The sequence below is a fragment of the Kitasatospora paranensis genome, from assembly GCF_039544005.1.
GTDB lineage: Bacteria > Actinomycetota > Actinomycetes > Streptomycetales > Streptomycetaceae > Kitasatospora > Kitasatospora paranensis.
This window is the reverse complement of record NZ_BAABKV010000001.1, coordinates 1,142,311-1,163,035: the sequence shown is the minus strand read 5'-3', so window position 1 is coordinate 1,163,035 and position 20,725 is coordinate 1,142,311. Positions and strand designations below refer to the sequence as shown.

Annotated in this window: 18 protein-coding genes and 4 pseudogenes; 13 read left to right on the top strand and 9 right to left on the bottom strand. The window is 76.2% G+C overall.

The window, feature by feature from the left end; genetic code table 11:
* The first annotated feature begins 6 nt into the window (after positions 1-6).
* The 4 genes from ABEB13_RS05930 (at position 7) to ABEB13_RS05915 (ending at position 3,666) form a co-directional block, all read left to right on the top strand.
* Positions 7-987 carry a leucine-rich repeat domain-containing protein gene (locus ABEB13_RS05930; RefSeq protein ID WP_345704592.1) on the top strand — a complete coding sequence of 327 codons (981 nt, stop codon included), beginning with the start codon at positions 7-9 and terminating at the stop codon, positions 985-987.
* A 115-nt stretch (positions 988-1,102) separates the two neighbouring features.
* Positions 1,103-1,747 carry a hypothetical protein gene (locus ABEB13_RS05925; RefSeq protein ID WP_345704591.1) on the top strand — a complete coding sequence of 215 codons (645 nt, stop codon included), beginning with the start codon at positions 1,103-1,105 and terminating at the stop codon, positions 1,745-1,747.
* Positions 1,633-2,778, top strand: coding sequence for a PP2C family protein-serine/threonine phosphatase (locus ABEB13_RS05920; protein WP_345704590.1), 1,146 nt, complete (start codon positions 1,633-1,635; stop codon positions 2,776-2,778). The genes ABEB13_RS05925 and ABEB13_RS05920 overlap by 115 nt, the downstream gene beginning before the upstream one ends.
* A gap of 231 nt (positions 2,779-3,009) precedes the next feature.
* Positions 3,010-3,666, top strand: a complete 657-nt coding sequence (locus tag ABEB13_RS05915) for a VIT1/CCC1 transporter family protein (protein WP_345709554.1) — start codon at positions 3,010-3,012, stop codon at positions 3,664-3,666.
* A 177-nt stretch (positions 3,667-3,843) separates the two neighbouring features.
* Here ABEB13_RS05915 and ABEB13_RS05910 read toward each other — a convergent pair.
* The 4 genes and pseudogenes from ABEB13_RS05910 to ABEB13_RS05895 form a co-directional block, all read right to left on the bottom strand.
* A pseudogene (locus tag ABEB13_RS05910) lies at positions 3,844-5,332 on the bottom strand (MFS transporter); the annotation flags it as partial.
* Positions 5,329-5,883 carry a TetR/AcrR family transcriptional regulator gene (locus ABEB13_RS05905; RefSeq protein WP_345704589.1) on the bottom strand — a complete coding sequence of 185 codons (555 nt, stop codon included), beginning with the start codon at positions 5,881-5,883 and terminating at the stop codon, positions 5,329-5,331. The pseudogene ABEB13_RS05910 and the gene ABEB13_RS05905, both read right to left, overlap by 4 nt.
* A gap of 135 nt (positions 5,884-6,018) precedes the next feature.
* Entirely contained in the window at positions 6,019-6,417 is a 399-nt protein-coding gene (locus ABEB13_RS05900) for a cell division protein SepF (protein ID WP_345704588.1), read from the bottom strand.
* A 270-nt stretch (positions 6,418-6,687) separates the two neighbouring features.
* Positions 6,688-7,197, bottom strand: coding sequence for a DinB family protein (locus tag ABEB13_RS05895; protein ID WP_345704587.1), 510 nt, complete (start codon positions 7,195-7,197; stop codon positions 6,688-6,690).
* 199 nt (positions 7,198-7,396) lie between these two features.
* Here ABEB13_RS05895 and ABEB13_RS05890 point away from each other — a divergent pair, with 199 nt between their 5' ends.
* Positions 7,397-7,750 carry a DUF2568 domain-containing protein gene (locus ABEB13_RS05890; protein WP_345704586.1) on the top strand — a complete coding sequence of 118 codons (354 nt, stop codon included), beginning with the start codon at positions 7,397-7,399 and terminating at the stop codon, positions 7,748-7,750.
* On the opposite strand, the gene ABEB13_RS05885 is transcribed toward ABEB13_RS05890, so the two are convergent.
* From ABEB13_RS05885 to ABEB13_RS05875, 3 genes and pseudogenes are all read right to left on the bottom strand, one after another.
* Positions 7,725-8,375 carry a TVP38/TMEM64 family protein gene (locus tag ABEB13_RS05885; RefSeq protein WP_345704585.1) on the bottom strand — a complete coding sequence of 217 codons (651 nt, stop codon included), beginning with the start codon at positions 8,373-8,375 and terminating at the stop codon, positions 7,725-7,727. The two genes, ABEB13_RS05890 and ABEB13_RS05885, sit on opposite strands and share 26 nt — an antisense overlap.
* The gene (locus ABEB13_RS05880; RefSeq protein ID WP_345704584.1) at positions 8,372-9,286 is read right to left on the bottom strand and encodes a deoxyribonuclease IV; all 915 of its coding nucleotides are present in this window, start codon (positions 9,284-9,286) and stop codon (positions 8,372-8,374) included. The genes ABEB13_RS05885 and ABEB13_RS05880 overlap by 4 nt, the downstream gene beginning before the upstream one ends.
* Positions 9,287-9,463: 177 nt before the next feature.
* Positions 9,464-10,653: pseudogene (locus ABEB13_RS05875) on the bottom strand (MFS transporter).
* A gap of 118 nt (positions 10,654-10,771) precedes the next feature.
* On the opposite strand from ABEB13_RS05875, the gene ABEB13_RS05870 reads away from it, so the two are divergent.
* From ABEB13_RS05870 to ABEB13_RS40320, 4 genes and pseudogenes are all read left to right on the top strand, one after another.
* The gene (locus tag ABEB13_RS05870) at positions 10,772-11,947 is read left to right on the top strand and encodes an ROK family transcriptional regulator (protein ID WP_345704583.1); all 1,176 of its coding nucleotides are present in this window, start codon (positions 10,772-10,774) and stop codon (positions 11,945-11,947) included.
* A gap of 161 nt (positions 11,948-12,108) precedes the next feature.
* Positions 12,109-12,525 carry a TOBE domain-containing protein gene (locus tag ABEB13_RS05865; protein WP_345704582.1) on the top strand — a complete coding sequence of 139 codons (417 nt, stop codon included), beginning with the start codon at positions 12,109-12,111 and terminating at the stop codon, positions 12,523-12,525.
* Positions 12,526-12,592: 67 nt separating this feature from the next.
* Positions 12,593-13,306 carry a glycerophosphodiester phosphodiesterase gene (locus tag ABEB13_RS05860; protein ID WP_345704581.1) on the top strand — a complete coding sequence of 238 codons (714 nt, stop codon included), beginning with the start codon at positions 12,593-12,595 and terminating at the stop codon, positions 13,304-13,306.
* Positions 13,303-14,432, top strand: a pseudogene (locus tag ABEB13_RS40320) (winged helix DNA-binding domain-containing protein). The gene ABEB13_RS05860 and the pseudogene ABEB13_RS40320 overlap by 4 nt, the downstream one beginning before the upstream one ends.
* A gap of 46 nt (positions 14,433-14,478) precedes the next feature.
* Here ABEB13_RS40320 and ABEB13_RS05845 read toward each other — a convergent pair.
* On the bottom strand, positions 14,479-15,330 hold the full coding sequence (locus tag ABEB13_RS05845) for a universal stress protein (protein WP_345704580.1): 852 nt from the start codon (positions 15,328-15,330) through the stop codon (positions 14,479-14,481).
* Between the two features lie 348 nt (positions 15,331-15,678).
* On the opposite strand from ABEB13_RS05845, the pseudogene ABEB13_RS05835 reads away from it, so the two are divergent.
* A pseudogene (locus tag ABEB13_RS05835) lies at positions 15,679-16,739 on the top strand (AI-2E family transporter).
* A gap of 30 nt (positions 16,740-16,769) precedes the next feature.
* On the opposite strand, the gene ABEB13_RS05830 reads toward ABEB13_RS05835, so the two are convergent.
* The gene (locus tag ABEB13_RS05830) at positions 16,770-17,717 is read right to left on the bottom strand and encodes a hypothetical protein (protein WP_345704579.1); all 948 of its coding nucleotides are present in this window, start codon (positions 17,715-17,717) and stop codon (positions 16,770-16,772) included.
* Positions 17,718-17,906: 189 nt separating this feature from the next.
* On the opposite strand from ABEB13_RS05830, the gene ABEB13_RS05825 reads away from it, so the two are divergent.
* From ABEB13_RS05825 to ABEB13_RS05815, 3 genes are read left to right on the top strand one after another with little or no spacing between them, the layout of a single operon-like run.
* Entirely contained in the window at positions 17,907-18,866 is a 960-nt protein-coding gene (locus ABEB13_RS05825) for an alpha/beta hydrolase (protein ID WP_345704578.1), read from the top strand.
* A gap of 53 nt (positions 18,867-18,919) precedes the next feature.
* Complete coding sequence (locus tag ABEB13_RS05820) at positions 18,920-19,705, top strand: spermidine synthase (RefSeq protein WP_345709551.1); 786 nt, start codon at positions 18,920-18,922, stop codon at positions 19,703-19,705.
* Positions 19,706-19,764: 59 nt separating this feature from the next.
* The gene (locus ABEB13_RS05815) at positions 19,765-20,616 is read left to right on the top strand and encodes a class I SAM-dependent methyltransferase (RefSeq protein ID WP_345704577.1); all 852 of its coding nucleotides are present in this window, start codon (positions 19,765-19,767) and stop codon (positions 20,614-20,616) included.
* Positions 20,617-20,725: the final 109 nt, after the last annotated feature.

Genomic DNA, 20,725 nt, shown 5'->3' with positions numbered 1-20,725 from the left:
CCTCCCGTGGACCTCCCGCCCGACCTCCCGCGCGGAGCGCTCCGGCTGGATCCGGACGGCCGCCCGGTGGCCCTGCGCGCGCCGCACCACGGCCTCACCGACTGGCCCGACGGCCTGCGGACGCTCGCCACCCTGCGCCACATCGACCTCGACGGCAACGCCCTCACCCGGCTGCCCGCCGACGTCCTCGCCCTCCCCGAACTGCACACCCTCCTGCTGTACGGCAACCGGATCACCGCCGTCCCCGGCGCCGTCGGCCGGGCCCGCCGGCTGCGCCACCTCAGCGTCGGCGGCAACCTCCTCACCGCCGTCCCCGACAGCCTGTGGACGATGACCGGGCTGCACTCCCTCAACCTCGCGGAGAACGCGCTCGACACCGTCCCCGACAGCGTCGGGAACCTCACCGGCCTGCGGATGCTCGACCTCGCCCACAACCGGATCGACCACCTCCCCGCCGCCCTCGGCGACCTGCCCGACCTGACCGACTTCCTCTACCTCGGCGACAACGGCCTGACCCGCGTCCCCGCCTCCCTCGGCCGGCTCCACCGCCTCCGCTACCTCGGCCTCACCGGCAACCGGCTCACCGCACTCCCCGACACCCTCGGCGGCCTCGCGGCCCTGCGCGAACTCCGGCTCCAGGACAACCGCCTGACCGCCCTGCCGGACACCCTCGGCCGGCTCACCCGGCTCCGCGAACTGCACCTCACCGGCAACCCGGTCACGGAACTCCCCGACACCCTCGGCGCCCTGGCCGACCTGCGGCTGCTCGACCTGCGCAACACCCCGCTGCGGCGGCTGCCCGACGCGGTCGCCGCCCTCACCTCGCTCACCCACCTCGACCTGCGCGCCACCCGGATCACCGACCTCCCCGACGGCCTGGCGCGCGTGCCGCACCTGGAGAAGCTCGACCTGCGCTGGACGAAGCTGGAGACCACCCCCGACTGGCTGGCCGACCTGCGCGACCGCGGCTGCGCCGTCCTGCACTGACGGCCCCGGCCCTCAGCCGAATGGCTGACCCCCACCGCTGCGCAGCGCCGTACCGCGCCCCGCGCCGCGGCCGGGGAGATGCTGGGCGTACCCGCCGCCGGACCTCGGAGAGCCGATGCCAGACCCCGCACCCGCCCAGGGCACGGCCGAGGCCGCACGCCTGCGGCGGACGGTGGCCCGGCTGCGCCGGGAGCACCGTGCCCACCGGCTGGTGCTGGCCGGCGAGACCGCCGACGATGTCGACGCGTCCCAGGCGGCCCCGCCGTCCGTCCGGCCCGCCGAGCCCGTGGTGCACGAGCTGCTGGACGCCGTCCCCGTCCCCGCAGCGCTCACCGAACCGGTCATCGACGCCGACGGCACCGTCCGCGACCTCGCGGCCCTCGCCGTCAACCGGGCGGCGGTGCGCTTCGCCCACCACACCGGCGCCTCGCTGCGCGCCCTGGTCGCCGAGCGGCCGGTGCTGCTGCAGCGGTTCTTCCCGGCGCTGCGCGACCGCGGCTGCTCACCGCCCTCGCCGACGTCGCCCGGACCGGCCGCCCGATGGGCGAGCGGACGGTGGACTGGCTCCGCCGACGCTCGGGCGGCCGCATCGAACACCGGCGGGCCCTGCTCTCCGCGCACCCCTGCGGCCGGCGGGTCCTGCTGGTGCTCAACCGCGAGGGCGGACAGGTGCTCGCCGTCGACGCCCAGCGGATCGCCCGGGTCGGCTGGGCCGAGTGGAACCTCCTCGACGGCCGCGTCGAGGCCTCCGACGGCCTGACCGGACTGCTCGGCCTCGACCCGGACGACCCGGCACCGAACCTGGCCACGCTGCTGGGCGCGGTCGCGCCCCCATCGCTGCCGAGGCTCCACCGCGATCTCGACCGGCTGCTCGACGGCGGCCGGCTCGATGCCGAGACGACACTGACCGTCCACGGCCGGGCGCGGCGCGTCCGGCTGGTCGCCGAGTCCGTCCGGGCGGCGAACGGCGGCCCGGTCCTCGGCGTGCGCGCCGTGCTGCAGGACGTCACCGACCTCGCCGAGAGCCGGCGGGCGCTGCGCATCCAGGAGTCGGAGACGCTGCGCGAGCGCCGCCGCGCCGACGCCGAGGAGGAGGTGGTGCGCCGGCTCCGGGAGGCCCTCGTGCCGCGTGCCGCCACCCCGCTCACCGAGCTCGGGCTCAGCACCGCGGTCGCCTACCGGCCGGCCGAGGCCGGGGTCGGCGGGGACTGGTACAAGAGCCGTCGGCTGCCCGAGGGCCTGGCGCTGCTGGCGATCGGGGACGCCCGCGGCCACGGCCTGGACGCCGTCGCCCTGATGTCCCGGCTCCGGCACGCCCTCGGCGGCCTCGCCTTCACCCGGGCCGTCGTCGAGGACCTCGGCACCTGGCTCAACGAGATCGCCTACGACGACGGCCCCGAGTCCACCGCCACCGCGGTGATCGCCCGCTACCACCCCGAGCGGCGGCTGCTGCGCTGGATCTGCGCCGGCCACCTGCCGCCCGTCCTGGTGCGCGACGGCCGCGCCCGCACCCTGGTGCCGGACCTCGGCCCGCCGTTCGGCGTGCTGCCCGACACCCGCTACCGGGCGGTGGAGACCGTGCTGCGGCCCGGCGACACCGTGCTGCTCTACACCGACGGCCTGGTCGAACGCCGCCACGAGGACATCGACCGACGGATCGACGCCCTGGTCGAGGTCGCCGAGCGGCACACCGGCGAGGACCTCCAGCGCTGCATCGACGGCATCGTGCAGGCCATGTCGGGCCCGCGCTCCGAGGACGACGCCACCATCTTCGGAGTACGGCTGCGCTGACCGGTGCGGGGCCGGACAGTCCCGGGCACCACGGCAGGTGCGAGCGGCCGAGGACACTCCGAGCGGCCGAGGACACGTCGTGCCGTACGGCCGCCGAGGCCCGCCCGGGACGCAGACTGGCTCCGTGGACGAATCAGCCGACCGCGGCGCGAGCAGCACGAGCCCCCACCCCCGCCCGACGGGGCGGGCCAGGCCGACCACGAACCGGGGCACGGCGGACTCGGCAGCCGACTGAACTGGCTGCGGGCGGGCGTACTCGGCGCCAACGACGGCATCGTCTCGACGGCGGGCCTGGTGGTCGGCGTCGCCGGTGCCACCGGCTCGCGGGACACCCTGATCGCTTCCGGGCTGGCGGGCCTGCTGGCCGGTGCCCTGTCGATGGCCTCCGGCGAGTACGTCTCGGTCAGCACCCAGCGCGACGCCGAACGGGCCGCGCTCGCCCAGGAGAAGCACGAGCTGGCGACCATGCCGGAGGAGGAGCTCGCCGAACTGGCGGGCATGTACGAGGCCAAGGGCCTGAACCCCGATCTCGCCGGCGAGGTGGCCGAGGAGCTGACGGCACGCGACGCGCTGGGCGCCCACGCCGAGACCGAGCTCGGCATCGACCCCGACGAGCTGACCAACCCCTGGCATGCGGCGCTCGCCAGCTTCGTCGCCTTCACGGTCGGCGCGGTGCTGCCGCTGCTCGCCATCGTCCTGCCGCCGGCGGGCCTGCGGGTGCCGGTGACCGTGGTGTGCGTGCTGGTCGCCCTGGTCGTCACCGGTTGGATCAGCGCCCGGCTGGGTTCGGCACCGCCCGGCCGGGCGATCCTGCGCAACGTCGCCGGCGGCGCCCTGGCCATGGGCGTGACCTACCTGGCCGGGTCGCTGCTCGGCGCGGTCGTCTGACCGGCCCCGGCCGCCGCCCCGGCCCCGGCCCCGGCCCCGGCCGCCGCCCCGCGTCTGCTGCCCGCGGCTATGCCGCGCGGGCGGGGTCGGGGTCGGGGCCGGCTCCGTCGGCTCCTCGTCGGAGTGCGGGCCGACCTCCACCGGGCCGGTCGCCGCGGCGTTGCCGCCGTGGGGGTGGCGGAGCAGCCGCCAGGCGAGGGCCGCGGACACCAGCAGCAGGCCGGCGGCCAGCCACGCCGCCACGTTCATGCCGTGCACGAAGGCCTGTTCGGCGTCGGCGATGAGGCGGGCGCCGGCCGCTTGCGGGAGGGTGCGGGCCGTCTCGACGGCGCCGCCGATGGACTCTCTGGCCTGCGTCGCGTCCACCCCGGCCGGGACGCGCAGCGCGCCGGCGTAGAGGGCGGTGACCACCGAGCCGACCAGGGCGATGCCCAGCGCCGTGCCGAGCTCGTAGGCGGTCTCGGAGACCGCGGAGGCGGCCCCGGACTTCTCCGCGGGCGCGGCTCCGAGCACGAGGTCGGAGGCGAGGGTGTACACCACGCCCTCGGCGGTGCCGACGGCCAGGAAGGCGGTGCCGAGCAGCAGGTAGGTGCTGTCGGTGTGCACCAGCCCGAGCACGGCGAGGCCCGCACCCATCACGAGCAGGCCGCCGGTCAGGGTGGCCCGGGCACCGGTGCGTCGGGCCACCCGTGCGGTGAGCAGCCCGCCGACCACGGCGCCGACGAAGGCCGGCATCTCGGCGATGCCCGCGGTCAGCGGCGACATGCCGCGCACGAGCTGGAGGTACTGCGACATGAAGAAGATCACGCCGGACAGCCCGATCAGCGAGGTCAGGGTGCCGACCACGGCCGCGGTGAAGCGCCGGTCGGCGAAGAGCCGGACGTCCAGCAGCGGGGTCTCCAACCGGAGCTGACGGCGGACGAAGGCGACCAGCGCGGCCGCGCCGAGGACGAAGGCGGCCGGCACGCTCCAGTGCGAGAGCGGACCGTGCGCGGCGGCCTCCTTGACGCCGTAGACCACGCCGATGACGCCGGCGAGCGAGAGCACGACGCTCGCCGCGTCCCAGCGGCCGGGCCGGGGGTCGCGGGACTCGGGCAGCAGCCAGCGGCCGAGGGCCAGCAGCAGCGCCAGCACGGGCAGGTTGAGCAGGAACGCGGAGCCCCACCAGAAGTGCTCCAGCAGCAGCCCGCCGACCAGCGGGCCGAGGGCGGCGCCGGCGGTGGCGCCCGCGCCCCAGATGCCGATGGCGGTGGCCCGCTCCCGGGCGTCCGGGAAGAGCGCCCGGATCAGCGACAGCGTGGAGGGCATGATCGTGGCGCCGGCGACTCCGAGCAGGGCGCGGGCCAGGATCAGCCAGCCGGCGCTCGGCGCGTACGCGGCGAGCAGCGAGGCGGCGCCGAACGCGGTGGAGCCGAGCAGCAGCAGCCGCCGGCGGCCGATCCGGTCGCTGAGGGCACCCATGCTGACGAGCAGTCCGGCGAGGACGAAGGAGTAGGCGTCGCCGATCCACAGCAGCTGGGTGCCGCTCGGGTGGAGCGACTCGCTGATGGAGGAGGGCGAGGGAGAGGACGGTCGCGTCGACGGCGACGAGGGTGACGGCCAGGACGAGTACGCCCAGGCCGGCCCAGCGCTGCGGGGCGCGGACCTGGACGTGGGTGCCGTTCATGAGGGTTCTGTTCTCCTGGTGGCTCCGCCGAGGAAGAGCTCGGTGAGCGAGTAGGCGCTGTCGCGGGGGGCGAGTCGTCCGTCCTGGACGGCCCAGCCGACGCCGGCGAGGAGGTCGAAGAAGGCCTCGCTGAGCCAGCCGGCGGTGAGCTCGATCCGGAACACGCCCTGTTGCTGTCCGCGCAGGAAGAGCGCGCGGACCCTGGCGTCCTGGATGTCCCAGAGGCGGTTGATCTCCGGGTCGTCGTAGAGCTGGTTCTCACCGGTCAGGAAGGCGCAGAGGGCCGCGTCCGGGACGACCGCCTCGACGAGGCGGCGCAGGGCCTCCTGGGCGTCGCCCTCCTCGATCCGGGCGGTGTCGCAGGCGGTCGCGAATCTGCGCAGGCTGAGCATGCCGACCTCGCGGATCAGCGCCTCGCGGCCCGGGAAGATCCGGTGCAGCGTGGCCCGGCTGATCCCGGCCGCGCGGGCGATCTCGTCGAGGTGCGCCGTGGGGCGCCGTGAGAGCACGCCGACGGCTGCTTCGAGGACGGAGTCGCGGTCGGTGGCCATGGATCGAGTGTAGAGCAAATGAGACATGGATGTCTCATTCTTAATTCCGGCGTCTCGATCGAGAGGGGGCGGGCCGGCCCCGGGCAGCAGAAAACCGGGGACGGCGGATGCCGTCCCCGGCCGGGGAGGGGTGGGTCAGCTCTGGTTGTAGAAGCCGGTGCCGTCCTGCGGGCGGTCGATCACCGTCACCTCGACGTCGGCGGGGGTCAGCAGGAAGACCCGGCGGGCGATCCGCTCGATCCCGCCGCGGGTGCCGAAGATCAGCCCGGAGGCGAAGTCCACCATCCGCTTGGCCTCGGGGCCGGTCATCTCCGTCAGGTCCATCACGACGGGCGTGCCGGTGCGCAGGTGCTCGCCGACGGTGCGGGCGGCCTCGAAGCCGGTCGGCTTCAGCGAGACGATGCGGGCCGCCGGCGCGGGCACGGCCGGCAGTGTGTCCTCGGCGTCCCACGGGTCGTCGTAGACCGCAGCGGGGTAGCTGCCGGAGGGCATCAGCCACCCGTTGTGGTGGTGCTCGTCGCGAAGTGCTCCCATGCCGCGCCTCCCTGTCCCGTCCCGTCCGCGTCCCCCGCGGTGTCCATGTCCTACTGACACGTCATCCACAAGGTGGAACTGTCCGAGTATCGCACTGATCACCGGTTCGGTGCCCGCTCGCGGCAGCCGTCCGTGGCGTGGCGCGACCGAGGGCCGGGATGATCCCGGTGATCGGTGCGACGCCGCAGGTCGCCGGACGGTTCCGCGGGTGGACCATATCGGTGTACGACGACAGCGGGTTGACGATCCGTCAACGAAGACGTAACGCCGTCACTCGCCGGTGACTCCGTCGATCCGCTCCCGCAGAAGATCGGCGTGTCCGTTGTGCCGCGCGTACTCCTCGATCATGTGGACGAGGATCCAGCGCAGCGTCACCTCGTTGCCGTGACGCAGCCGCTTGCCGACCGTCTCCAGCGGCAGCCCGGCCGCGGCCTGGCGGGCCAGGTCGATCTGGGCGCGCCAGGTGGCGAAGTCCGCCTCGGCGTCGGCGGTGTCGATGTCGTCGAAGTCGCCGTCCTCGTTCTCGTCGGTCCAGTACAGGCCCTGCTTGAACTCCTCGCCCTGGAGACAGCCCTGGAACCAGGCCCGTTCCACCTCGGCCATGTGGCGGACGAGCCCGAGCAGGGAGAGCGAGGACGGCGGCGCCGACCGCTGCCGCAGCTGCTCGGTGCTCAGCCCCTCGGTCTTCACCGCGAGGGTCTCGCGGTGGAAGTCCAGCCAGGCGTTGAGCATGGTCGTCTCGTCGGCGGCGAACGGGGGATCGATGCGTGAGGTCGTCATGGCCGCCATCCTGACGCAGCGTCCGGCGGGGCTGCCACCGAATTGCCGCCGGACACCCCGTGTCCGAACGAATCCGGGCCGATCGCGCCGAAGGGGGTGGCACCGGCCCCCGACCGCCCTAGGCTGTGCGCTCACGGAGACGTGTCGACGAAGACTGTGTCGGGGGAGGGGAAGAGCCGTGCGGGGTGGTGTGGCGGGGGTGGCCCTGCTGGTCCGGTTCCTGCTGGAACTGTGCGCGCTGGCCGCGCTGGCGTACGGCGGCTGGGCCGCGCCGGGGCCGCTCGCGCTGCGGATCGCGCTGGTCGTGCTGCTGCCGGTGGTCGCCGCCGTGTTCTGGGGGCGCTACGCCGCGCCGAGGGCGTCGGTGAAGTCGCCGGTCGGCTGGCTGCTGACCCAGCTGCTGGTGTTCGGCGGCGCGGTCGCCGCCCTGGCGCTCGCCGGGCACGGCCTGTGGGCGCTGGTCCTGGGCGTGGTGATGGTCGCCGACACGGCGGTGCTGGCCGGGTACGGCGAGTGGCGTCCGCCGGTCAGGGAGACTCCGGCCGAGGGGTAGCGACGGCCGCCCTGGCCCGCCACAGCGAGACCAGGCTGGCCGCTGCCAGCGCCACCACCACCGCGGACGACACCAGGAAGGCCGGCGAGGTGGGCGAGGACGCGCTCGCCCCGGCCACCACGTACGCGGCGGTGCCCGGCAGCACGCCCAGCGCGGTCGCCCCGAGGAACGGGGCCGCACGGACCCCGGACAGCGCGCACGCGTAGTTGGCGGCCTGGAACGGCACCCCGGGGATCAGCCGCAGCAGCAGGACGCTCCGGAAGCCCTGCTCGGTGAGCCGGCGGTCGACCGCCGCGGCCGCCTTCGCCCGCAGCAGCGGCCGCAGCGCGTCGCGGGCCAGCGTCCGGCCGAGCGCGAACGCGGCGGCCGCGCCCAGCACCGTCCCCGCGAGCGCCACCGGCAGGCCGACGGTGACGCCGAGCAGCAGCCCGGCGGCGGCGTTCAGCGCGGGCTTGGGGACGAAGGCGACGGTGCCCAGCGCGTACACGGCGAGCGCCACCGGCAGCCGCCACGGGCCCGCGGCGCCGGCCAGGACGGCGGTCGGGCTCCAGAACAGCAGCGAGCCGGCGGCGGCGACGAGCAGCAGCAGGAGGAGGGCGAGGCGCCGCCGCGGGCCGTGGTTCATGCCGGCACCCCGGCGGCGGCCCGCAGTTCCTTCAGCCGGGCGATGTCCCGGGCGTGCCGGGCGCCCTCCACCCGGTCCGGGTCGTGCCGCCCGTCCGGTGTCTCGATGACCAGCGGCACCCCGGCGGTGGCCGGGTGCGCCAGCAGCTCGCCGAAGGCCGGGGCGCCGATCATCCCGGCGCCGATGTTGGCGTGCCGGTCCTTGCGGGCGCCGACCGCGTCCTCGGAGTCGTTGGCGTGGATGAGCCGCAGCCGCCCGGGGCCGACGGCGTCGGTGAGCTCGTCGAGCATCGCGGCGACGCCACCCGGGGCGGCCAGGTCGTGCCCGGCGGCGAAGGCGTGGCAGGTGTCCAGGCAGACGCCGACGGCCGGGTGCCGGTCGAGCGCCTCCAGGTACGGGCCGAGGTCGGCCATCCGCGCGCAGAGCGAACGGCCCTGGCCCGCGGTGGGCTCCAGCAGCAGGGCGGGCGCGGCGTCGCCGAACGCCTCCAGCTCGTCGAGCAGCGGCAGGACGCCGCGGCGGACGTGCGCGAGCGCGGCGGCGGGCGGCCCGCAGAGCGCCGAGCCGGTGTGCACCACCACCCCCAGTGCGCCGATCGCGTGCGCCCGGTGCAGCGAGTGCCGCAGCGACTCGGCGGACCGCTCGCGGGTGGCGGCCGAGTCGGAGCCGAAGTTGATCAGGTACGGCGCGTGCACGTACGCCGGTGTGCCGGTCTCGGCACAGGCGGCGCGGAAGGCCTCGTCCTGGGCCGGGTTCCCGGCCGGGGTCGCCCAGCCGCGCGGGTTGGCCACGAACACCTGGACGCTCTCGGCGCCGACCTGCCGCGCGTAGGCGAGCCCCGTCCCGGCCAGCCCGCGCCCGGCGACCGGGACGTGGGCGCCGACGGGGTTGCGCTGCGCGGGGAGGTCCATGCCGGTGAGCATGCCCGATCGCCCCCGGCGGGCGGAAATCGGTCGCCCGCGCCCGCGAACACGGAGGGCGCGGGGGTGCGGAAAAGGCGGCGGGCGGGGCCTGCGGACGCGGCGGACCGCCCGCCCCGGGGAGGTGGGGCGGGCGGTCCTGGTCGTCGGCCGCTGCCGCGGCAGGCCTCAGTCGGCGTTGGCCGGGACGGGCTGCCGGCTGCGGTCCGCGGTCGGCCGCTGCCGCATCGCGCCGGCCGTGGGGATCAGGGCGGCCGCCAGGGCGGTGACGACCCCGAACGAGACGGTGAGCGAGGTGGCCTGGGCGATGCCGCCGATCACGGCGGGGGCGACCAGCCCGGAGGTGTAGGTGACGGTGGCGACGCCGGCGATGGCCTGGCTGGCGTTGGCGCCGGACTTGCCCGCGGCGGCGAGGCCAGCGGCACCACGACCGCGATGCCGATGCCGATCAGGGCGAAGCCGGGGATGGCGACCGCGGGCGATCCGGCGACGACCACCAGGAGGCCGCCGACCGTGGCGACGGCGCCGCCGAGGCGGACGGTGCGGACGGGGCCGAACCGCTGGACCACCGCGTCGCCGGCCAGCCGGGCGGCGGCCATGGTGGCGGCGAAGGCGGCGAAGCAGGCGGCGGCGGTGCCGGCCGAGGAGCCGGTGACGTCCCGCAGGTAGACGCCGCCCCAGTCCATGCTGGCGCCCTCGGCGAACACCGCGCAGAACCCGACCAGGCCGATGAGCAGGGCCGAGCGTGGCGGCAGCGCGAACCGCGGCGGTGCCTGCTCCTCCGGTTCGGGGCGGACGTCCAGCAGCCGGCGGGTGACGACCACGGCGAGCCCGGTCAGCAGGGCGGCGACCACCGCGTACTGGAGGCGGGCGTCGACCTGCCGGTGGGCGGCGAGCACGCCGAAGCCGGAGGCGACCAGTCCGCCGACGCTCCACATCCCGTGCAGCCCGGACATGATCGGCCGGCCGAGCCGGACCTCGACCTCGACGCCCTGGGCGTTCATCGCCACGTCGGCCATGCCGGCGGTCGCGCCGTAGACGAACAGGGAGACCCAGAGCAGTCCGAGGTTCGGGGTGATCGCGGGCAGGGCCAGCGCGAGCGTCCAGAGCATCAGCAGTCCGCGGACGGCGGCGCGGCCGCCGAAGCGGTGCACGATCCGGCCGGCCAGCGGCATCGCCAGGAACGAGCCGACCGCCGGGGCGACCAGGGCGAGGCCGAGCTGTCCGGGGCTGAGCCCCAGGTGGTCCTGGATCCACGGGATCCGGGTCGCGAAGGTGCCGGTCACCGCCCCGTGGACGGCGAAGACCAGCGCGATGCCGACCCTCGCCCGCCGTACGGCGTCGATGTCGTCTGCCATGGGTCCGTGCCTCCCCTTCCGGTTCGCGCTGGGGCTCGTCCTCCAGCCTGCGCCGGTAAACTATCAGGAAGGGACCCTGATAGAAACCCTCGGTGCCGCTCTGGAAGGATGCCGAGCCATGACGACCGTGCGTACGGCCACGCCCAGCACCGCCCGGGCCATCAACGACCGGCTGGCGCTCGACCTCCTGCTGGAGCGCGGCCCCCTCACCGCCAGCGAGCTGCGCGACCTCACCGGTCTCTCCCGCCCCACCGTCGCCGACCTGCTGGAGCGCCTCCAGCGGGCCGGCCTGGTCGCCGTCGCTGGCGAGAGCGGCGAGCAGCGCCGCGGCCCCAACGCCCGCCTCTACGCCCTCGTCGCCGACCGGGCCCACCTGGCCGGCCTCGACATCCGCTCCACCGGCGTCAGCCTGGTCGTCGCCGACCTCACCGGCCGCACGCTGGCCCGCGCCGAGGTGCCCGCACTCGGCGACGGGGACCTCGTCGAACGCACCGTCGAGGCGCTGCGCGCCGCCACCCGCGAAGCCGGCGCCGAACGCCTGCACACCGTCGCGATCGGCGCCCCCGGCCTGTTCGACCCGGCCACCGGCGTGCACAACAACTCCGGCGCGCTGCCCCGCTGGCACACCGAACTGCTGGCCGCCCTGCGCGCCGACCCCGACACCGTCGTCGTCGTCGACAACGAGGTCAACCTCGCCGGGATCGCCGAGCACCGCCTCGGCGCCGCCCGTGACCGCGACACCTTCGTGCTCTGCTGGCTCAGCCACGGCGTCGGCGCCGCCGTCGTCCTCGACGGACGGCTGCGCCGCGGCGCGAACGGCGGTACCGGCGAGATCGGCTACCTGCCGCTGCACGGCAGTGGCCTGCCGGACGCCGTCACCGGCTGCTCCGGCGGCGGCTTCCACACCACCGTCTCCTCGGCCGCCATCTGCGACCTCGCCGCCGCGCACGGCCTGCCCGTCCCGCCGCCCGGCACCGCACCGCGCGGCGAGGCCGTCGTCCGCCACGCGGTGGGCTCCGGCGCCGACGCCTTCCTGGACGAGCTGGCGCAGCGCATCGCGATCGGCGCCGCCGCGGTCTGCGCGGTGATCGACCCCGGCTGCGTCGTCCTCGGCGGCGAGATCGGCCGGGCCGGCGGTGACGACCTCGCCCGCCGGGTCGAACACCGGATCGCCCGGCTCGTCCCGCTGGTCACCGAGGTCCGCGCCGGCACGGCGGGTGGCGGCGCGGTGCTGGCGGGCGCCGTGCTGACCGCGGGCGAGGGCGTCCGGCGGGACCTCTTCGGCGGGGTCTGACCTCCTCGCCGGGCCGGGCCGAAGGGCTCGGCCGGGCGCGACGGCCGCCCGGGCGGCGCGACGCCCCGGACGGGCGGACGGGTCCGCTTGGCCCGCGGCCGTGCCGGTAGGGCAGGATGGCGGCGACAGTCCTTCGCCGCAGCACCGCCAGGAGAGTCCCCATGGCCAAGCCCGACCGGCCGGCCCACGCCTACCGCATCGGTGAGGCCGCCGCGATGCTCGGCGTCAGCGCCGACACCATGCGCCGCTGGGTCGACGCGGGCCGGCTCGGCGCGGCCCGCGACGACCACGGCCACCGGATCATCCCCGGCGCCCAACTCGCCTCCTTCGCCCGGGAGCTGGCCAAGCCGGAGAACGCGGCGGCGGAGGGCAGGCCGTCCTCGGCGCGCAACCGCTTCCCCGGCATCGTCACCGACGTGCAGCTCGGCGACGTGGCCGCCCAGGTGGAGATCCAGGCCGGGCCGTTCCGCGTGGTGTCGCTGATCAGCCGGGAGTCCGCCGAGGAGCTGGGCCTCGTCCCCGGCGCGCCCGCCACCGCCGTCATCAAGTCCACCAACGTGGTCGTCGAGGCCCGCTGACGGGCCGTCGCCCGCCCGCGGCCGCCTCCGCGCTGTTCCGCCCGTCCGAGGAAGGAAGCCCCACCCCATGAGCCGCCCGTCCGTGCTCGCGGTCGCCCACCGCGGCGACCCCTACCGCCGGCGCGAGAACACCGTGGGCTCGATCGCCGCGGCCGTCGCGGCCGGCGCCGACGCCGTCGAGGTGGACGTCCGGCTGACCCGGGACGGCGTCCCCGTGCTGCTGCACGACCCGACCCTGGAACGGCTCTGGGACGACCCCCGCGAGGTCCGCCGGCTGACCCTCGACCAGCTCGCCGACGTCGGGGCGCCGGGCCTGCGCGTGCCGACCCTGGCCGAGGCGCTCAAGACCGTCACCGAAGGCCCCCGTGCCCGGCTGCTGATCGACCTCGACACCCCCGGCCCGGCCGCCGCGACGCTGGGCCTCGTCGCCGACCTGGGCGCCGAGCGCCGCGTCGCGTACTGCGGCCCGGCCACCGCGATGCTCGCCGTCCGGGCCCTCGACCCCGACGCCGACATCGCGCTGACCTGGCGCCAGCCCCGGCTGCCGGCCCGTCCGCTGCTGGAGGACCTGCGCCCGACCCACCTCAACCCGCCGTTCGGCCTGGCCGGCCCGGCGCTCGTCGGCGCCGCCCACGACGCCGGACTGCGGGTCTCGGTCTGGACGGTCGACCTGCGCCGCACGATGCGCCGGATGGTCGCCGCCGGCGTCGACTCGATCACCAGCAACCGGATCGCCCTGCTGCGCCGCACCCTCGGCCCCGGCCCGGACGACCGCCCGTGACGGACGGCCGCGCCGCGGCGCAGCCGCTCACCGCGCGGGCGCTCGGCCGCGCCCTGCTGGCCCGGCAGCACCTGCTCGCCCGCACCGGCCGGGAGGCGGCCGAGGTTGTCGGGCACCTGGTAGGCCTGCAGGCCCAGGCCGCACCCGACCCGCCCTACCTCGGCCTGCTCAGCCGGATCGAGGGCTTCCGCGCGGAGGACCTCAGCAGCCTGCTGGAGGGCCGCGGTGCCGTGCGGATCGCCCTCCAGCGCGGCACCATCCACCTGGTCACGGCGGCCGACTGCCTCGCCCTGCGCCCACTGTTCCAACCCGTGCTCGACCGCTGGATCCGCTCCTCGTACGCCAAGCGGCTGCCCGACCTCGACCTCGCGGGCCCCGTCGCCCAGGCCCTGGCCCCGCTCGCCGAGCGGGCCCGCGCCCTGGTCGAGCAGGAGCCGCGCACCTTCCAGCAGCTCGGCGCGCTGCTCGCCGCGGACCACCCGGCCAGTGAGCCGGCCGCCCTCGCGCAGGCGGCGCGCTGCGCCCTGCCGCTCGTCCAGGTGCCGCCGCGCGGCTGTGGGGCCGCAGCGGTCCGGCGGCGCACACCACGGCCGAGCACTGGCTCGGCAGGCCGTTGGACGACACCCCCTCGATCGAGGGGCTGGTGCTGCGCTACCTCGCCGCCTTCGGCCCGGCCACCGCGGCCGACGTGCAGAAGTGGTCCGGGCTCAGCCGCCTCGGCCCGGTGCTGACCGGCCTGGCCGACCGGCTGGTGCGGCTGCGGGACGATCGGGGCCGCACCCTCTGGGACCTGCCGGACGCGCCGCGCCCCGACGAGGCCGAACCCGCGCCCGTCCGCCTGCTGGCGCCGTTCGACAACCTGCTGCTCTCGCACGCCGACCGGACGCGGGTGCTGCCCGAGGCCCACCGCCCGCGGGTGATGACGGTCAACGGCATCGTGCTGGGCACCGTCCTGGTCGACGGCGTGGTCGCCGGGACATGGCGGACGGAGCAGGGGGCGGTGCGGGTCACCCCGTTCGCGCCGCTGTCGAGGAGTGCGGCGGCCGGGATCGAGGAGGAGGCCGGCCGGGTGCTCGCCTTCTCCGGCGCCCCGGACGGCGCGGTGCTGGTCGACCCGGCCGGGTGACCCGGCGGCCGGCTGCGCCCGGTCACTCCCGACCGTCTGCGCCCGGTCACTCCGGCAGCGGGACGACGGCCACCGGGCACTCGGCGTGCTGCACCACCGTCTGGCTGGTTGAGCCCAGCCGCCCGACCGGGCCGCGCGGCTTGCCGCGGCGCCCGACCACCAGCAGCTGCTGGTTCTTCGACCGGGAGACGAGCTCCTTCGCGGCGCCCGTGCGGACGGAGACCGCCGTGACCGGCACCTCCGGGTGGCTCTCCCGCCAGCCGGCCACGGCCTCGGCGAGCAGCCGCTCGTGCTCGGCGGCGACGTCGCCCGCCTCGTAGACCACGGGCAGGGTGCCACGGCTCGTCAGCAGCGGGTAGCTCCAGGTGTGGACGGCGAGCAGCGAGGTCTGGCGAAGGCGCGCGCTGTCGAAGGCGAAGGCGAGGACCGGCTCGTCGCGGGCATCGCCGCGGACGGCCGCGACGACCCCGCCGGATGCGCCCTCGAACGGGCGCACCACGACCACCGGGCAGGCCGCCCGTCCCGCCGCCAGGAGGCTGGTCGAGCCCAGCAGCAACCGCGGGAACCCGCCGGAGCCGCGGGCGCCGACGACCAGCAGGTCGGCCGACTCGGACTCCGCCACCAGGCCCGCCCGCGCCTCGTCCTGCACCAGCGCGGTGGTCACCGCCAGCCCCGGATGCCGCAGCAGCGCACGGCGGCGGGCCGCGTCCAGCAGGTCCTCCCCGGTGTCCCGGGCCGTCCGGGGTTCCTGGCCCGCCGGGGCCTCGGCGGCCTCGCCGAGCCAGGCGTGGACGACGTGCAGCGGCTCCGCGCGTCGCCAGGCCTCGTCCGACGCCCAGTCCAGGGCGGACGCGGCCGTGTCCGAGGCGTCGACTCCCACGACGACGGGCTGACTCATGGGCCCACTCCTTCGCAGGTCCCCGACGGCCGTACCGTCCGGTGCCGCAGCCGGCACCGCGTGGGGGGCTTGGCACCAGGTTATGCCGCAGGGCGCACCCCAGCAGCGCGGACGCAGCCGCACGGGCTGCGCCGCCCGCGGAGCGGAGAAACGCCGCGGACGGCGCGGAACGGATGTTCCCCGCGAATGTGCTGAGATGGTGCGGAATCGGAACAGGCCGACCCGGAGGTGGGAGTGTCCGCGGAGCCCCCGCCCCCCGGCCCCGAGGACGGTCGCGCCGGGCAGGCTCGCGCCGGGCAGAGCCGCGCCGGGAACGGGCGCCCACCCTACGAGGCGCTCCCGCCGCCCGTGCGCGCCGCCGCCGCGTGGTCCGCCGCGGTGATCCTGCTGATCGCGGTCGGCGGGCTGGTGGTGTACGCCCTGGTCGCGCTGCGCGCCGCCACCGTCCCGATGATGGTGGCCCTGCTCGCCACCTCGCTGCTCCAGCCGGTGATGCCCTGGCTGCTGCGCCGCGGCCTCGGACGCGGCGCAGCAGCCGGGCTGACCTGCGCCGTCCTGGTGCTGGCGGTCACCGGGGTGATCGCCCTGCTGGTCAACTCGCTGGTGCACAGCGCCCCGAGATCGCCCCCGCGCTCGTCCAGGCCGGCGACAAGCTGGCCTCCTGGCTGGGCCCGGCCGGCGAGAAGCTGCAGTACGCGCTCCAGCAGAGCTCCGGCTCCGGCAGCTCGCTGATCAACTCGCTCGCCAGCGGCGTGCTCTCCGGCCTCGGCCTGGTCACCCAACTGCTCACCGGCAGCGTGCTGGCGCTCGCGCTGGTCTTCTTCTTCCTGAGGGACGGCCACCGGACCCCGGAGGCGGTCGGCCGGTACCTGCACGGGCGGGCCGCGGACACCGTGGTCGCCTGCGGACAGCAGGCGTTCGGCGCGATGGCCGGCTTCATGCGCGGCACCACCCTGATCGCCCTGATCGACGCGGTGTTCATCACCGTCGGCCTGCTGATCCTCGGTGTCCCGGGCGCGCCGGGGCTGGGCGCGCTGGTCTTCATGGGCGCCTACATCCCGTTCGTCGGCGCGTTCCTCTCCGGTACCGTCGCCGTCCTGGTGGCGCTCGCCGACGGCGGGCTGTCCAAGGCGCTGTGGACGCTCGGCGTGGTGCTGGCCGTCCAGGCGGTCGAGGGCAACATCCTCCAGCCGGTGATCCAGAGCCGCACGGTGGAGCTGCACCCGGCCACCATCATGATCGCGGTGGTGGCCGGTGCGGGCGTGGCGGGCATCATCGGCGCCCTGCTGGCCGTGCCGGTCAGCGCGGCCGGGCTCGGCGTGATCACGGTGCTGCGCGGCGCCTCGGGCGAGGGCCCGCCCGCCGAGGACGGTGCGGCCGGAGAGCCGCCGACGCCGCCGCAGGCCTAGCACGTGCCGACGGCGGGCCCGCGGCGCCGGTCAGCCCGCCGCCGGCGCCTGGTCGCGCCAGTGCGCGAACTGCTCCACCGGGTCGCCGTCCAGCGCCCACGGCCACGGCGTCACCACCCCTGCCAGTGCGCCGAACACCGGCCCGGCCTCGCGGATCCGGCCCGCCTGCCCCAGGGCGTAGGCCAGCAGGTTCAGATCGCCCAGCGCGGCCGCGTGCCGCAGGAAGCCCGGCGTCGTCCAGTCCGCCAGCGCCCGGGCCAGCGCCGCCTCCGCGTCCGGCAGGACCCAGCGGCGGCGGGCGCCGAGCGCGGTGACGCCGCCCTGGGCGAGGCTCGCCCGGTAGCGGTCCGTCAGCAGCACCAGGTCCAGGCCCGCGACGGCCGAACCGGGCGGGGCGGCCGCCCGGACGGCCTCGGCGAAGTCCAGGGCCTGCAGATGGGAGCCGCACTCGTCCGGCGACAGGTAGCGGAGCATCTCCAGGTGCGCCGTGCGGTTCCAGGCGTCCCGCGCGCCGATCTCCCGGCACAGCGGGTACACCTCGGGCTCCGGGCGGCGCAGCAGCCGGTGCACGGCCAGCAGGGCCACCCACGGCGCCGGATCCTCCGGACGCAGTTCGGCGGCGCGCCGGCAGCGGCCCACGGTGGCCCGCGGATCCTCCAGCGCCCCGGCCATCCGGGCCTGCGCAATGTCGATCCAGGCGTGCAGCACCAGCGGGTCCGCGTCCCGCGGCCGCTGCCGCCGCCACACCGCGGCCAGCGCGGGCGTGGCGACCCGGGCGAGCACCGCGAGGCGGTGGGTGCGGCGGTCCCAGTCGGAGCCGGCGTCCCGCAGCAGCTGCTCGACCAGCCCGGCCGTCAGGTCCAGCTGACCCTGGATCCGGGGCCCGGTGAGCTGCCGGCAGACCCTGCCGAGCTCCGTGTCGTCGAGCTCAGGAGCCAGGCGAGGGGCGGTACTTCGGCGTCGTCCAAAGATCGGCATGCCGCCTGAGGCTAGCCTGCGCGCCCCCGACCGGCCAAAGCCCGGAGACGGCCCCCGGGCCCCGTACGGCTGCTCGGTGTACGGCCGGACGGCGCCGCCCGCACCGCCCTCCGGTCACCCCCGCAGCTACCGGGCGGTATGGTCGGGCGACGGATCACGGACCAGCACGGCGAGCGAGGCAGGGGCGGCATGGAGTTCCGGACGGACATCCTGGGGGAGCCGTACGAGGCGGCGGAGCTGCCGCTCGCCGCGGACGAGGAGGGCGCCGTCAGCGCCACCCTGGTCCGCCGGCTGGTGCCCGGCTCCCGGCAGGCGGTGCTCTACGTGCACGGCTACGTGGACTACTTCTTCCAGACCCACCTCGCCGACCACTTCAATGCCGCCGGGTACTCCTTCTACGCCCTCGACCTGCGCAAGTACGGCCGTTCGCTGCGGACCCACCAGTCGCCCAACTTCGTCCGCGACCTCGCCGCCTACGACGAGGAGCTCGACGAGGCCGTCCGGATCGTCCGCGAGGTCGACGGGCACACCCGGCTGCTGGTCAACGGCCACTCCACCGGCGGCCTGGTCACCGCCCTGTGGGCGCACCGCAGGGCCGGCCGCGGCCTGGTCGACGGCCTCTTCCTGAACAGCCCGTTCCTGTCGATGCCCGCCGCGCCCGCCGTCCGGACCCTCGGCGCACCCGCGCTCGACGCCCTCGGCCGGATCGCCGGACTGCGCAAGCTGCCCGCCCCGCTCAACCCGCACTACGTGCACAGCCTGCACCGGGACCACCGCGGCAGCTGGGACTTCGACCTCGCCCTGAAGCCCGCCGAGGGCTTCCCGCTGTACGCCGGCTGGCTCGCCGCGATCCAGCGCGGCCACCGGCAGGTCCGGCGCGGCCTCGCCGTGGACTGCCCCGTGCTGCTGATGGCGTCCACCGCCTCTACCTCCACCACCCGCTGGACGGAGGACCTGCACCGCACCGACGCCGTGCTGCGCGCCGACGACATCGCCGCCCTCGGGCCGCGGCTCGGCCGGCACGTCACCGTCGTCCGGATCGACGGCGGCGTGCACGACCTCGTGCTCTCCGGCGAGCGGGCCCGCACCGAGGTCTTCGCCGAACTCGACCGCTGGCTGGCCGCCTACCTGCCCGGCCGCGTCGCGTGAGCGACGACCCGCGCCCGGTGGAACGCCGGACGGCCCTCGGCACCGCCAAACTCATGCCCGACCTCGACGAACCCGGCGGCTGGCTGCTCACCCTCGACGGCACCCCGCAGTCCTACGTCGACCTCGGCGACCCCACCCACCTCGAATTCGAGTACGTCCGCCGGATCGCCCACCTCGCCGACGTCCTCGCCCCCGACGGGGAGCCGCTGGACACCCTGCACCTCGGCGGCGGCGCCCTCACCCTGCCGCGCTACCTCGCCGCCGCCCGGCCCGGCTCCCGGCAGCACGTCGTCGAGGCCGACGGCCCGCTGGTCGACCTCGTCGCTGAGCACCTGCCCTGGCCGGCCGGCATCGAGGTCACCGTGGGCGACGCCCGGGCCGCACTCGCCGCCGCCCCGGCGGGCGGCGCGGACCTGGTCGTCGCCGACGTCTTCCACGGCTCCCGCACCCCCGCCCACCTCACCTCGGTCGAGTTCCTGCGGCTGGCCTCGGCCGCGCTGCGCCCGGCCGGCTGCTACGCCGCCAACCTGGCCGACGGCCCGCCGCTCGCCTTCGCGGCGGCGCAGGCCGCCACCCTGCGCGCGGTCTTCCCGTACACCTGCCTGGCCGCCGAGCCGTCGGTGCTGCGCGGCCGCCGCTACGGCAACGTGCTGCTGGTCGGCTCGCACGCGCCGCTTCCCGCCGAGCCGCTCACCCGGCTGCTGGCCGGCGACCCCTTCCCGGCCAGGCTCGCCGAGGGCGCCGAACTCGGCGCCCTGATCGGCGCCGCCCGCCCCGTCGCCGACCACGCGGCCGCCGACTCCCCGCCGCCGCCCGACGGCGCGTTCAGCATCGGCTGACCGCCGCCGCGGGGCACAATGCTGCCCGGGGAGAACCGCACGGGGACAGGAGCCGAACGATGACGGTGCAGCAGCCGGAGAAGGTCACCGCGGACCTGGGGGCGGTGCCCGAGACCGCGCTGTGGACGCTCTACCACCGCGCCGTCGAGGCGCGCCGGCCCGACACCGTGCTGCCGGACCCCAAGGCGGTCGAGCTCGTCGAGCTGATCGACTACCCCTTCGCCGACCGGTTCGGCGCCGACGGCGGCCTCCTCGGCCAACTGCAGGCCCTGCGGGTGGCCTGCTTCGACCGCGAGGTCGCCGACTTCCTGGCCCGGGAGCCGCGCGGCACGGTGGTCTGTCTCGGCGAGGGCCTGGAGACGCAGTTCTGGCGGGTCGACAACGGCCGTGCCCAGTGGGTCTCGGTCGACCTCCCCGAGGCCGTCGCGCTGCGCGAGCGCCTGCTGCCGCCCGGCCCCCGCCAGCGACTGATCGCCCGTTCGGTGACCGATCCGGGCTGGCCGGACGAGATCGACCCCTCGCGCGGCGTCCTGATCACCGCCCAGGGACTGCTGATGTACCTGCGCCCGCCCGAGGTCCGCGACCTCATCGCGCGTTGCGCCGAGCGCTTCCCGGGCGGTTCGATGGTGTTCGACGCCGTCCCGCGCTGGTTCAGCCGGCTCACCCTGACCGGCCGGATGCGCTCCGCGGGCTACCAGGCGCCCCCGATGCCGTGGGGGATGGACGCCGGTGAGCGCGCGAAGCTCCGCACCGCGAGCCCGGCGGTGGGCGCGGTGCGGGACGTCGGGCCGACCGGTGGACGCGGACCGGTCGGCGCCCTGCTGCCGTTCGCACTCACCCTCCCGCCGCTGGCCACCCGACGCCCCTCGGTCACCGTCCTGGACTTCGCCGGGCTGCCCGAGCGGTCGTAGACGGAGGGGTGGCGACATGTTGCAGGTCCGCCCTCTTGAAGACGATCCGTGGTTGAGGCCGGTTGACCAGGATGCGTTTCGGTGGACAGCGTGACCTGCCAAGCGGCCT

Bases quoted from the DNA above. Each gene is read 5' to 3' on its own strand.
- ABEB13_RS05925 (WP_345704591.1), top strand. From the start codon at position 1,103: ATGCCAGACCCCGCACCCGCCCAGGGCACGGCCGAGGCCGCACGCCTG.
- ABEB13_RS05880 (WP_345704584.1), bottom strand. From the start codon at position 9,286: ATGGACCTCCCCGCGCAGCGCAACCCCGTCGGCGCCCACGTCCCGGTC.
- ABEB13_RS05905 (WP_345704589.1), bottom strand. From the start codon at position 5,883: ATGGCCACCGACCGCGACTCCGTCCTCGAAGCAGCCGTCGGCGTGCTC.
- ABEB13_RS05845 (WP_345704580.1), bottom strand. From the start codon at position 15,330: ATGAGTCAGCCCGTCGTCGTGGGAGTCGACGCCTCGGACACGGCCGCG.
- ABEB13_RS05825 (WP_345704578.1), top strand. From the start codon at position 17,907: ATGGAGTTCCGGACGGACATCCTGGGGGAGCCGTACGAGGCGGCGGAG.
- ABEB13_RS05895 (WP_345704587.1), bottom strand. From the start codon at position 7,197: ATGACGACCTCACGCATCGATCCCCCGTTCGCCGCCGACGAGACGACC.
- ABEB13_RS05885 (WP_345704585.1), bottom strand. From the start codon at position 8,375: ATGAACCACGGCCCGCGGCGGCGCCTCGCCCTCCTCCTGCTGCTGCTC.
- ABEB13_RS05830 (WP_345704579.1), bottom strand. From the start codon at position 17,717: ATGCCGATCTTTGGACGACGCCGAAGTACCGCCCCTCGCCTGGCTCCT.
- ABEB13_RS05900 (WP_345704588.1), bottom strand. From the start codon at position 6,417: ATGGGAGCACTTCGCGACGAGCACCACCACAACGGGTGGCTGATGCCC.
- ABEB13_RS05820 (WP_345709551.1), top strand. From the start codon at position 18,920: ATGCCCGACCTCGACGAACCCGGCGGCTGGCTGCTCACCCTCGACGGC.
- ABEB13_RS05815 (WP_345704577.1), top strand. From the start codon at position 19,765: ATGACGGTGCAGCAGCCGGAGAAGGTCACCGCGGACCTGGGGGCGGTG.
- ABEB13_RS05870 (WP_345704583.1), top strand. From the start codon at position 10,772: ATGACGACCGTGCGTACGGCCACGCCCAGCACCGCCCGGGCCATCAAC.
- ABEB13_RS05865 (WP_345704582.1), top strand. From the start codon at position 12,109: ATGGCCAAGCCCGACCGGCCGGCCCACGCCTACCGCATCGGTGAGGCC.
- ABEB13_RS05860 (WP_345704581.1), top strand. From the start codon at position 12,593: ATGAGCCGCCCGTCCGTGCTCGCGGTCGCCCACCGCGGCGACCCCTAC.